This is a genomic window from Natronomonas sp., assembly GCF_046710025.1.
Taxonomy (GTDB): Archaea; Halobacteriota; Halobacteria; order Halobacteriales; family Haloarculaceae; genus Natronomonas.
In genome coordinates this window covers 1-11,789 of sequence record NZ_JBKEGK010000067.1, presented here as the reverse complement: position 1 = coordinate 11,789, position 11,789 = coordinate 1, and the positions used below count along the sequence as shown (strand labels likewise).

The following is an 11,789-nucleotide window of genomic DNA, read 5'->3' as shown; positions in this document are numbered from 1 at the left end:
GAGAGCGTGAAACAAGATATGGGGCGCAAGAGACCGAACGCGATTCCGTGCCTCAGAGCACGTGGGCGTGACTGGTCCGTGTGCGAAAGAAGCCGAGTCATGGGCGTTACAGCCCGGGTGCCGCGCCTTGCCGAGCGAGCGCTTGGTTGTCGAATACGATGTTTCGGCCATCCAGCGCTGAGTGTAGCCGTTTGCCCGGTTGAGCGCGTTGTTTAGAGCTGCTTTCGGTGAGGATCCGCGATAGTGAACGAGGTCCTCAACGTCATATGCGGCGATTTCGTACTCGGTATGCCAGCTTTGGAAGCCGTTGTCGGCGGCGGTCGAAGAACGTGCTGTCGAGAGCGGCGTGTCCGGCCTGTGGGTCGTCGCTTCAACCCCACAAGGGCTCGTCTGAAACTATGCCCGATTTTCGGGGCATATGCCTGCTAACGTACGAATATATTAAAGAGCTTCCGTCAACCCTCAATAGGTCGATTTCCTCCGGGGGTCGACGGAACTGAGTATAGAAACCGCCGGTCCTCGGTCGGATCGTCGTCATACACCGTCCGATGTGAAGTACCACGGGTGCGGCGGCCCGTGGCTTCGTCGTGGTCTCTGGCACAAGGCCCGCGGAACGACCGGTGGCGAATTTAAACGTACCCGACCGCCGCGTCGACCCGAAACGGTTCCGGTCGCCGCCGGTTCGGTCTAGTCGAACAGCTCGTTCGCGATCGTGTTCCGCAGCACCTCGCTCGTGCCCTCGTAGATCTCGTTGAGCTTGGCGTCGCGGTAGAAGCGCTCGGCGGGGAAGTCCTTCGTGTAGCCGTAGCCGCCGTGGATCTGGATCCCCTCGTTGGCGACCTCGCGTGAGACCTCCGAGGCGTAGAGCTTGGCCTGGGCGGCCTCCTTGACGAAGTCCTCGCCGTCCATCTTCTTGTCGGCGGCCGAGTGCATGAGCAACCGTGCGGCGCGCGTCTTCGTGTCCATGTCGGCGAGTTTGTGCTGGATCGCCTGGAACTCGGAGATGGGGTTGCCGAACTGCTCGCGCTGTTGGGCGTACTCCGTCGCCTCGTCGAGGGCGGCTTGTGCAATCCCGACCGAGCGGGCCGCGATGGTGATTCGGCCGCCGTTGAGTGTCTTCAGCGCGTGGACGAAGCCGCGTCCCTCCTCACCGAGGCGGCGTGACTCGTCGACGTGGAGGTTTTCGAAGCGTAACTCGGCGGTCGGACAGCCCTTGTCGCCGAGTTTCTCCTCCGTTCCTTCGACCATGAAGCCGTCGTCCTCCTCCGGACGGACGACGAACGAGGAGATCCCCTTGTTGCCGGCCTCCGGGTCGGTCTTCGCGAAGACGACCACGGTGTCGGCGACCGAGCCGTTCGAGATCCAGAGCTTGCCGCCGTTGATGACGTACTCGTCGCCCTCCTTCTCGGCGGTCGTCCCCATCGCCGGGACGTCGCTGCCCGCCCCCGCCTCCGAGAGCGCGAACGCGCCGATGTCCTCACCGAGCGCCAACGGCGTGAGGTACTCCTGTTTTTGTTCCTCGTTGCCGAACGCATAGACCATGTTTCCGGCGAGAGAGACGTGGGCCGCGACGATGGTCCCGAGCCCCCCCGACCCGCGGGAGATCTCCTCGAGCGCCGCCGGGTAGGCGTGATAATCGAGTCCGGCCCCGCCGTACTCCTCGGGGAACGGCATCCCCATGAGGCCCAACTCGGCGAGTTGGCTGATAATGTCGGTCGGAAACTCGTCCGTTTTGTCGATCTCGGCGGCGACGGGGACGATCTCCTCGTCGACGAACTCCGCGACCATGTCGGTGATCTGTTTTTGTTCGGCAGTGTAACTGAAATCCATGTAGGTTTGTCCGACCCTCATCACTTTACAGTTGCTCTCTGCCGGACCGCGAGTGCCGTGTGATTGCCCTCCACCGGATAGCGACACCGACCGAATCGCCGTTCGCGCTTTTATATACCCACCGGAAACAAGGTGCAAAAATGACCGCTTAACTAAGTGCGTGCCGCGGAAGAACGGAATCTATGGTCTCGAGATTCCCCGAAACGCAGGCGGCTGACTCCCCGACCGCCCGCCGCTGTAGCGCGTGTGGGGCGTTCGTCTCGCGTCGGTTCCGACAGGTGTTCGGCGACAACGACGACGAGGTCAACGCGTGTCTCAACTGCACGACTGCTCGGCGGCTGACCGAGGGTGCCTCGGCCGTCACGACCGAGTGACGTGGCCAGCCAGCGGTCACCGCCCCCTCAGCACCTGTCGCGTAGCGATGCCCTCGGTGCAGACGGTGTACGGAGCGACACAACGACCGTGATGCACCACACCCACGAGTGTCGCTGTCCGTCCGACGGTGACCACCGCCGCGGATGCCTCGACAGTGGGCTACGAGACAGATGAGTGCCGTGTCGTTTGCTCACCGATCGGAGTTATACAGAGTGTCCCGAGCGACTGCGGGACTACCCGAACGAGACGGACAATCAGCCTGCCAACGGCCCCGCTTACCGGCCCGCGGGCGGGTTCAGGTCGCGCTGGAACTCGTCGAACTGCTCGAGGTCCTCGGGAAGGTCGTACTCGAGGTGCCGGTCCTCGCGTCCGTCGGGGTGGTCGCCATCGATCGGTTCGGCGACGTCCTCCCACCCCGGTTTAATACGGACGCTCTGTGCGGGTTGGCCCACCACGACGTGGTGGGCGGGCACGTCCGACTGAACGACGCTACGCGCGCCGACGATCGAGTTCTCGCCGATCCGACAGCCGGCACGAACCATCGCGTCGAAGGTGACGCGGGCGTCGTCTCTGATTATCGTGTGGTAGTTGTCGATCTCGGTTTGATCGACGATGTCGTGGTCGTGGCTGTAGAGGTGGACGCCGTCGGAGACGGAGACGCGGTCGCCGATCGTCAACTTCCCGCGGTCGTCGAGGTGGACGTCGTCGTGGACGACGACGTTGTCACCAACGGAGATGTTGTGACCGTAGGTGAACGTGATGCCCTTAAAAAAGCGGCAGCCGTCGCCGCACTCCGCAAAGAGGTGATCGGCGAGCATCCGCCGGAACCGGAGCGCGAACTCGACGTTGTCGGCCATCGGCGTGGCGTCGAACTGCCGCCAGAGCCATTGGAGATGCTTCGAGCGCTCGAAGGTCGCCTCGTCCTTCTCGGCGTAGTACTCGCTTTCGAGCGTCGCGTTACAGGGATCGTAGCCCTGCAGTCGCACCCGTTCGGCCGCGGAGATGTCTTCGCCGGCCTGCCACCGCTCGTACGCTTGCCGGTCCCCGTGGAGATCGACGAGGACGTCCTCGACGACCGCGCAGGTGTCTTCCTCGCCCGAGAGCCGGCGGTCGACCTCCTCAATGAAGGCGCCGAGGCCGTCCTCGGCGTCGGCCGGTAGCGAGACGTGGCGCTTCGTCATATCCGCTTCCACGGCGTCGTGGTTGTTAGGGGTTGCTGTTGTGTGTAGCTCACACGACCGACTGGGAGTGATGTAGCGACATCTTCTCCGGCCCGACAGACCGCATCGCCTCTTCGGTGTTGGAGCGCGTGCCCCGATTTAAACCCGGACGGCGCACGCCCGTCCGGGGCCGTGGGACCGACCGCGGGGGATAAGTGGGTCAAAACACAACGCGTGTGTATGAACTACCGAACGCTCGGGACGTCCGGCGTCGAGGTCTCCGAAATCGGCTTCGGCGCGTGGGTCGTCGGCAGCGACTGGTGGGGCGACCGAAGCGACGAGGAAGCCATCGACATGGTCCGCTACGCCATCGACCAAGGTGTCACCTACTTTGATACCGGCGATGTCTACGGCCACGGCGATTCCGAGGAACTCATCGGCCGGGCCGTCGAGGGCCACCGCGACGACGTCACCGTCGCGACGAAGGTCGGGTACGACTTCTACAACAACCCCCAGGCGGGCCACGGCGAGTTGCCCAAGGAGATGAACCGGGCGTACCTCGAAGACGCCTTCGAGAAGTCGCTTGACCGCCTCGGTCTCGACCGAATCGACGTCCTACAGCTTCACAACGCCAACGTCAGCGAGGTCGACGCCGACGTGCTCGAGTTCCTCGACGAACTGAAAGAGGCGGGCCGCATCGACGCCGTCGGCTGGGCGCTCGGCCCCTCGATCGGCTGGCTCGCCGAGGGCGACATGGCCATCGAGGAGGAGTTCGATTTGGTCCAACTCGTCTGGAACGCCTTTGAACAGGAGGTCGGCAACCACTTCCTCGAGACGATCGACCGCACCGGGTCGACGACGAGTCTCATCCCGCGCGTCCCCCACTCTTCGGGGCTTCTGAACGAGCAGGTCCGCCCGGAGACGGAGCTCGAAGAGGGCGACCATCGCGCGTACCGCCCTGACGAGTGGTACGAGACCGGCTGGGAGAAGATCGAGACGCTGCGCTTTTTGGAACGCGACGGCGAGCGGACGATGTCCCAGGCAGCGCTTCAGTGGCTCCTGTATCACGATTCGGTCGCGACGGTCACCCCCACGTTCCGAACCCGCGAGGACATCGACGAGTGGACCGCCGCGAGCGATGTCCCGGCGCTCTCCGAGGACGAGTACGAGCGCGTCCAGGGACTCTACGCGGAGAACTTCGGCATCGACGGCGACGACGGGATGGACGCGCTGCGGTCGTCGGTCGGCGGCGAGGACATCGACACGGCGGAATTGGACAAGGAATCGGCCGGTAGCTAGACCGAGATAATCGGTCGACGGACGCTGTCACGTTTATAAACTCCCTCGATAAACCTGGCTGCGCCCTCGGACCGTGCGCCCGCCGCGGGCGGTCGAACCACCCTTTTATATGTCCGACCGCAACTAAACCTATGAGTTCCGAATCTCGGACGATCACGGTGTACTCCGATTACGTCTGCCCGTTCTGTTATCTCGGCCGCGAATCGCTCTCGCAGTATCAAACGCGCCGCGATGCCGACCTCGAAATCGAGTGGCATCCGTTCGACCTTCGAAGTCAAAAGCGCAACCCAGACGGGACGATCGACCACTCGGTCGACGACGGGAAAGACGACGAGTACTTCGAGCAGGCAAAGCAGAACGTTCGCCGCCTCCAAGAGCGATACGACGTCGAGATGGACCTCGAGATAGCGACGGACATCGATTCGCTCCCCGCACAGGTCGTCTCGTACTACATCAGCGAACACCACGATTATCAAACGTGGCTCGATTTCGACGAGGCGGTCTTCGATGCGCTCTGGCAGGCGGGTGAGGACATCGGCGATACCGACCTACTGGTCGAACTCGCGGCGGACGCCGGGGTCGGAGCCGACGAGGTGCGCTCGGCGCTGGACGACGACGCGCTCCGAGCGGAGGTCAGAGAGCGCTTCGCCGAGGCGAACCGTGACGGTATCACCGGCGTCCCGACGTTCGTCTACGACGACCACGCCGCCCGTGGAGCCGTCCCGCCGGAGCACCTCGAACGACTCGTCGACGGCGTCTGAGAACTATCCGGGGTCGCCATCGACCAGTTCCGTCGCGAGCGAGACCGCTTCGACGGCCGACTCGCCGAGGACGTACGTGATCGGTTCGATACCGAACGCCCCGGTGTGGTAGACGATTCGCGGGACCGACCCCCGTTTATCAAACGCGGCCGCCAACCGGTCCCGGCGGTTCTCGTAGCCCGCCTCGAACTCTATGGGGTCGATCCCGCGCTCGCGGGCGGCGGCGAGTATCGCGTCGCTTGTCGCGAGGTTGATTGCGCCCCGAACCGACGCGTCGGCGTCCATCGCGGTTAGGATCATCCCGGCGACGTGTTCGGAGGCACCGAGCTCGGGATCTGAGGGGACGTTGATGCGGCCGTGCATGGCGTGTACCCGCCCCGGGATCGCTGCCACGTCGAGTTCGTCCGTCGCGTCCGGACGCGCCGTCGCGATGTTGGTGCCCACGTTGGGAACGTGATCGACGAGTGCCGGGGCGTTCTTCGCCGCCCGCGCCGCCCGGCGGACGGACTCGATCGCCGTCCGTTCGGCCCGCAGGTCCGCATCGCGCCCCCGGATGCAGAGATCACACCCCAGTCCCTGCAGCGCCGGCACCTCCGCCTCGTGGATCGCACAGATCGGGCCTCGATCCTCGAACGCCCGGATCAACTCGAGCAGTTCGGCGATGGCCTCGTACTCGTCCATCGTTCCGTCGACGAACCCCTCGGCGATGCGCTCGACTGTCGTCTCGAAGCGTGGGTCCTCGAGGAACCGCTCCTCGCCCTCGACGGCTCCACCCACGTAGTTGCTGACCGACGCCTGTGTCACCCCGAGGCGGTCGGCGATCTCCTGTTGGGTCATTCCGCGGTCGTCCAGTGCCGCCGCGAGCCGCACCCGGAGCGTCGGCAGGAACCGATCGACGACGATCTCGCTCGGCAACTGCAGGGTCATATCCGCCCTTCGGCCGACCCGCTCTTCAATTGTCTCCTCGGCCTCCAACGCCGGCCGCCCGATCGTATCATGGCCGGCCGATCAGTCCCGCTCGCCGTTCCCGCCGCCGCGCCAGCCGTATAATCAGATAATATTAGTTAGTTATATACCGCCCGACGACAACTATCCGTCACGATGACGCCCGAAACGGACGGGAGCGATGTCGACCGACCCGAGACGAAGCGCTTTAGCGACCACCTCCGGGAGCGTTCCGACCCCGCCTTCTCCGAGGCGGTCGAACACCCCTTCGTCGCCGACCTCGGTGCCGGGACGCTCGATCCGGACGCGTTCGCGGCGTATCTGGTCCAGGATTACGCCTTTCTCGACGCCCTCGTCGGAACGTTCGGGTTCGCCGTCGGGGAGGCCCCCGGAATCGCCGCCAAGCGCCCCCTGATCGAGTTTCTCGACGTCGTGACCGACGCCGAAAACGACTATTTCGAACGCTCCTTCGAGGCGCTGGACGTGCCGGCTGATCGATACGTCGACCCCGAGCGGACCGAAACGACCGAGGCCTTCATCGACCTCCTCGGGCGGGCCGCCCGGGAGGGCGGGTACGCGGAGACGCTCGCCGTGTTGGTGCCCGCCGAGTGGATCTACGAGTCGTGGGCACTCGCGGCCGTCGAGGCCCACGCCGACCCGGGCACCGACCCGCCGAGCGACGGCGCCGGCCTGCCGTTCTACTACGCGGAGTGGATCGACCTCCACGCCACCGACTCCTTCCGTTCGTTCGTGGGGTGGCTCCGGGGACAACTGGACTCGGTCGGGCCGGAGCTATCGCCGCCGCGTCGTCGCCGCGTCGAACGACTCTTTTCTCGCACCGTCGAACTCGAGGTCGAGTTCTTCGACACGCACTACCCGGGTGACCGATCCGGCTCGGGGGGTGTCTGAGATGGTCTCGAGCGCGCTCGTCCTCGGCGTGACGGCTGCAACGGTCGCAGTGTTCACCGCGATCGGCCTCCTCGCTGCGCGTGGGCGTGTCGACTCCGTCGAAGACTTCATTTCGGCGCGGGACTCCGCCGGCCACGGCACGGTGACGGCGACGGTCGTCGCCTCGATGATGGGCGCCTGGATCCTGTTCAGCCCCGCCGAGGCGGGCGCCGCCTTCGGCGGCTTGCCTGCGATCCTGGGCTACGCCATCGGCAGTACGATCCCGCTTCTGTTGTTCATCCCGGTCGGCTCCCGGATCCGGTCGGTAATGCCGTCGGGGCACTCGCTGACGGAGTTCGCCTACGCCCGCTTCGGTCCGGCGATGTACCTCTTCGTGCTCGTCGTCTCGGTGTTCTACATGTTCGTCTTCCTCGCCGCCGAGATGACCGGCATCGCTGGCGCGCTCTCGCTCGTCGCCGGCGTTCCCCAGTGGCAGACGGCGCTTCTCATCGGCGGCTTCGTCCTCATTTACACCGTATACGGCGGCCTCGTCGCCAGCATCGTTACCGACACGATCCAGACGCTCGTCGTCCTCCCGCTGTTGGCGGTCGGGTTCGGCGGCGCGCTCGTCGCCCTCGGCGGGGCAGGCGAAATTCACGCCGCCGCGATCGCTGCCGACACGCCGCTGCTCGATCCCTCCTTTCGCCCCGGTATCGAGTTCGGGATCTACGTCGCCTTCGCCATCCTCGGCGCGAACATGCTGAACCAGGGGATCTGGCAGCGGGTGTACGCCGCCGACGGCGAGGTGGCCCTACGTCGCGGGTTCGGGGCCGCCGCCGTCGTCGTCGTTCCGATGATCCTGCTTGCCGGGCTGTTCGGCGTCGCGGCCACCGCGCTCGGCCTCACCGGCCCCGACACCGCGAGCATCGCCTTCTTTCTCGTCCTTGAGGAGGCGTTCCCGACGTGGGTTACCCTCGTCGTCGTCGTGCTCGTCGTCTTGCTCGTGATGAGTTCGGCCGACACGATGTTTAACGCCATCGCCAGCGTCGTCACCGCCGACCTCGCCAGGCTAGTCGACGCCGACCAGCGGACCCTCTGGCTCGGCGGTCGGGGGCTGACGGTCGCGGTCGCACTCGGGGCGATCATCATCGGTGCCCAGGGGTACAGCGTCCTCCAGTTGTTCTTGACCGCCGACCTGCTGGCCGCCGCGGTGTTCTTCCCGTTTATATCTGGACTGTACACCGAACGCCTCTCCGGCCCCGGGGCGATTCTCGCCGGCGTCTCGGGGATCGCCGCCGGCGTCGCACACTTCCCGCTGTTGCGTGCGGCCCTCGCGACTATCCCGCAAGTCGACGGTATGCTGCCGGAGCCGTCGTTCCTCGTCGCCTTCGCCGGCGCGACAGGCGCTTCCGTCGCCGTCACCCTCGTCGCGACGGCGCTGTCCGATGCCGGAGCCGACCTCGACGCGATCGACGGGCGTGTCCGCGCGCTCGACGACCCGGTCGCCGACGGCGGGGTCGAGCGTCCGTCCACAGCGCGCGAGGAGAGCGGCCAAGACGACCGTCACCCCGCCGAGGATGGGGGTGAGCGCCGATGATCGTCGCCTCGGCCGTCGCACCGACGACCTTTGCAGCCCTCGTGTGGGGCTCGGTTCTCCTCGTCGTGGTCGTGTTCGTGTACATCGCCCGCGCGCTCGTCCTCGACCGTCAGTCGGCCTGAGCGAAGATAGATTCGAGCACCTGGCGCCCCTGACACCGCCGGGCGAACGCGGGGTTTAATCCCCCGACGCGGCTATCGTCGCTACGATGGCCGACGATCCGACGGCTCGGACTCCCCGGACCCTCGCTGATCCCGACGTGTCGGCGGCCGCCTCCTTCGTCGCTGACGCGATCGAACGCAACGCGCTCGCGACGCTTTTCGGCCGCTGTGCCGTCGAGTACGACGGCCGAGCAGCCTCGTCGCTGGCACCGGGGGACCGACACGTGATGTTGAAACCTGACGGGACGGCGCTCGTCCACACCGATGAGGGACAGAAACCCGTGAACTGGCAGCCCCCCGGGTCCGCCCACAACTGCCGGGTCGATGACGGGAAACTCGTGGTCGAGAGCGTCCGTTCCTCGCCCGACGAACGCCTTACAGTCCGGTTTTCCGCAGTCGCTTTCGCGGCCGCGTTCGACCCGACCGACGAGGAATCGATCGACGTCGTCGGAACAGAGGCCGACCTGAAGCGCCGAATCCTGGCGGAACCGGAGTTGGTCGAGGCTGGCTTTCGGCCGCTCGCGACCGAGCGACGAACCCCCGCCGGCGCAGTCGATGTCTACGGCGAGGACGACGACGGACGGACGGTCGTCCTTGAGTTGAAGCGCCGCCGCGTCGGGCCGGACGCAGTCGGACAGTTGCACCGATACGTTGAGGCACTCGAACGCGATCTCCACGCGGGCGCCGAGGTTCGGGGGCTACTCGTTGCGCCCTCCGTGACCGAACGGGCACGGGCGCTGCTCGCCGAGGAGAGTCTTGAGTTCGTTCCGCTGTCGCCGCGTGGCGACGAGCCGTAGGCTATTCGAGCTCGGATTGAAGTTTCGAAAGTAGGTTTAGCGCCTCCAGCGGCGTCGTCTCGGCGAGATCAATCGCTGCCAGTTCCGCGAGCAGGGCCTCGCGACCGCCGTCGGTGCTCGCCGGGTCTGTCCGTGGTCGGGACGGCCGATGTGAGGGGGCTGTCGGGCGCGTCTCTCCGGCGAGCAGCGCCTCGGCCCGCTCGACGACGTTCGCCGGGACGCCGGCCATCTCGGCGACCTCGATACCGTAAGACGCGCCGGCGGGGCAGGTGCGGAGGTCGTGTTCGAATTCGACGCCGTCGTCGCTTCGCTCCGCCGAGAAGTGGTAGTTCCGCGCCCGCGGAAGCCCCTCGACGATGTCCGTTAGCTCGTGATGATGCGTCGCGAAAAGGGTGTACGCACCGACCGAGTCGTGGAGGTACTCCGTCGCCGCCTGCGCGATGGCGTAGCCGTCCCGCGTCGAGGTGCCGCGCCCAACTTCGTCGAGGACGACCAGTGAATCCTCGTCGGCCGCCTCGAGGATGGCGGCGAGTTCGGTCATCTCGACCATGAACGTCGAGCGCCCGCCCGCGATGTCGTCTGAGGCGCCGACACGGGTGAACACCCGCTCGACGATCGGCACCTCGGCGCGCGCCGCCGGGACGAACGACCCCACCTGCGCGAGCAGCGAGATCAGCGCGACCTGGCGCATATAGGTCGACTTGCCCGACATGTTCGGGCCGGTGAGAACCGCTATCGGGCGCTCGCGCGGGAGGTCGGTCGGGTTCGGAACGAACGACGCCTCGCTCCGCTCGACGACCGGGTGCCGACCCTCCTCGATGTCGATCCCGTCGGCCCCCACGTCGGGGCGGCAGTAGCCGTACTCGGCTGCGACGGCCGCGAGCGAGCGGAGCGCGTCGAGGCGGGCGACCGCGTCGGCGGTCCGTTGTAGCCGCTCGGTCGCCTCGGCGACCTCGCTTCTGACCGCTCTGAACAGATCGTACTCCAGTTCATCGGCGCGCTCGCCCGCGCTGATGATCTCGTCTTCGCGTTCTTTCAGCTCAGGCGTGTAGAAGCGCTCAGCGTTCTTCAGCGTCTGCCGACGGTGGTAGTCGTCGGGGACTGCTTCGAGGTTCGGGTTCGTCACCTCGATGTAGTAGCCGTGGACGGCGGTGTGCCCGACTTTCAGCGAGTCGATCCCGGTCCGTTCGCGCTCGTCGGCCTCGAGATCGTCGATCCACGCCTTCCCCTCGCGTTCGGTTTGCCGGAGATCGTCGAGTCGCTCGTCGTACCCCTCGCGAATGACGCCCCCCTCGGTGATCTCGATGGGCGGTGACTCGGCGATCGCCGAGTCGATCAGCCCCCTGACCCCGGGGCAGTCGTCGAGATCGGACTCGATCGACGCCAACAGATCGCTGTCTCCCGCGGCGTCCGACAGGCATGCACGGAGGTCGGGGACGACCGACAGCGTCGATTCGAGCGCTCTGAGGTCGCGGGCGTCGGCGCGGCCGCGGGAGATCCGCGATACGAGCCGTTCGACGTCGTAGACGTCGGCGAGCAACTCCCCTGCGCGCTCGCGGCCACCGACGCGCTCGCGAAGCGCTCCGACCGCGTCGAGACGCCCCCTGATCCGGTCGGGATCGAGCAGCGGCCGGCGGAGCCAGTCCCGGAGCGTCCGTCCCCCGAGCGCGCTCGCGGTCTCATCGATCGTCTCGATCAGGGCCGCCCCCTCGAGTCCATGGACGTGTCGTGGTTCGAACACCTCTAGCGACCGGAGCGCGACCGCGTCGAGGAGCATGTACTCGCGGGGATCATAGCGTGTGAGATGGGTGAGATACTCCAAGCGACCGGTCTCGCCGTCGGTCCGGACGCCACGGGCGTACTCCGCGTAGGCGAGCAACGCCCCGATGGCGCGGGTTTCGGCCTTGCCCGCCAGCGAGTGCTCGCCGAAGTACGACGACGCCTTCGCCGCGGCGGCCTCGAACTCGAACGCCGAG

The 11,789-nt window shown here is 66.3% G+C and carries 11 protein-coding genes and 1 pseudogene; 7 read left to right on the top strand and 5 right to left on the bottom strand.

Annotated elements, in window-relative coordinates:
• Positions 1 to 123 precede the first annotated feature (123 nt).
• Both ACI944_RS06575 and ACI944_RS06570 read right to left on the bottom strand, forming a co-directional pair.
• Positions 124 to 324, bottom strand: a pseudogene (locus ACI944_RS06575) (IS5/IS1182 family transposase); the annotation flags it as partial.
• A gap of 363 nt (positions 325 to 687) precedes the next feature.
• Positions 688 to 1,830 (bottom strand): acyl-CoA dehydrogenase, encoded by a 1,143-nt coding sequence (locus ACI944_RS06570; RefSeq protein ID WP_411718256.1) that lies wholly within the window; start codon positions 1,828 to 1,830, stop codon positions 688 to 690.
• A gap of 182 nt (positions 1,831 to 2,012) precedes the next feature.
• On the opposite strand from ACI944_RS06570, the gene ACI944_RS06565 reads away from it, so the two are divergent.
• Positions 2,013 to 2,204, top strand: coding sequence for a hypothetical protein (locus ACI944_RS06565; protein ID WP_411718255.1), 192 nt, complete (start codon positions 2,013 to 2,015; stop codon positions 2,202 to 2,204).
• Positions 2,205 to 2,480: 276 nt separating this feature from the next.
• On the opposite strand, the gene ACI944_RS06560 is transcribed toward ACI944_RS06565, so the two are convergent.
• A complete protein-coding gene (locus tag ACI944_RS06560) occupies positions 2,481 to 3,386 on the bottom strand; it encodes an acyltransferase (RefSeq protein WP_411718254.1) in 906 nt (301 codons plus the stop codon).
• Positions 3,387 to 3,605: 219 nt separating this feature from the next.
• On the opposite strand from ACI944_RS06560, the gene ACI944_RS06555 reads away from it, so the two are divergent.
• Together ACI944_RS06555 and ACI944_RS06550 are read left to right on the top strand one after the other, a co-directional pair.
• A complete protein-coding gene (locus ACI944_RS06555; protein ID WP_411718253.1) occupies positions 3,606 to 4,664 on the top strand; it encodes an aldo/keto reductase in 1,059 nt (352 codons plus the stop codon).
• Between the two features lie 131 nt (positions 4,665 to 4,795).
• The gene (locus ACI944_RS06550) at positions 4,796 to 5,425 is read left to right on the top strand and encodes a DsbA family protein (RefSeq protein ID WP_411718252.1); all 630 of its coding nucleotides are present in this window, start codon (positions 4,796 to 4,798) and stop codon (positions 5,423 to 5,425) included.
• A gap of 3 nt (positions 5,426 to 5,428) precedes the next feature.
• Here ACI944_RS06550 and ACI944_RS06545 read toward each other — a convergent pair whose 3' ends face one another.
• Positions 5,429 to 6,352: a thiamine-phosphate synthase family protein gene (locus tag ACI944_RS06545; protein ID WP_411718251.1), complete on the bottom strand. Its 924-nt coding sequence runs from the start codon at positions 6,350 to 6,352 to the stop codon at positions 5,429 to 5,431.
• Positions 6,353 to 6,526: 174 nt separating this feature from the next.
• Between ACI944_RS06545 and ACI944_RS06540 the strand changes: the two genes are divergently transcribed.
• The 4 genes from ACI944_RS06540 to nucS all read left to right on the top strand — a co-directional run bounded on the left by ACI944_RS06540 (position 6,527) and on the right by nucS (position 9,813).
• On the top strand, positions 6,527 to 7,279 hold the full coding sequence (locus ACI944_RS06540) for a TenA family protein (protein ID WP_411718250.1): 753 nt from the start codon (positions 6,527 to 6,529) through the stop codon (positions 7,277 to 7,279).
• Position 7,280: 1 nt separating this feature from the next.
• Positions 7,281 to 8,855, top strand: a complete 1,575-nt coding sequence (locus ACI944_RS06535) for a sodium:solute symporter family transporter (RefSeq protein ID WP_411718249.1) — start codon at positions 7,281 to 7,283, stop codon at positions 8,853 to 8,855.
• Positions 8,852 to 8,977 carry a hypothetical protein gene (locus ACI944_RS06530; RefSeq protein ID WP_411718248.1) on the top strand — a complete coding sequence of 42 codons (126 nt, stop codon included), beginning with the start codon at positions 8,852 to 8,854 and terminating at the stop codon, positions 8,975 to 8,977. Before ACI944_RS06535 ends, ACI944_RS06530 begins: the two co-directional genes overlap by 4 nt.
• Before the next feature lie 86 nt (positions 8,978 to 9,063).
• Positions 9,064 to 9,813 carry an endonuclease NucS gene (nucS, locus tag ACI944_RS06525; protein WP_411718247.1) on the top strand — a complete coding sequence of 250 codons (750 nt, stop codon included), beginning with the start codon at positions 9,064 to 9,066 and terminating at the stop codon, positions 9,811 to 9,813.
• 1 nt (position 9,814) lies between these two features.
• On the opposite strand, the gene mutS is transcribed toward nucS, so the two are convergent.
• Positions 9,815 to 11,789 (bottom strand): DNA mismatch repair protein MutS (gene mutS / locus ACI944_RS06520; protein ID WP_411718246.1); only part of this gene is annotated, 1,975 nt, incomplete at its 5' end.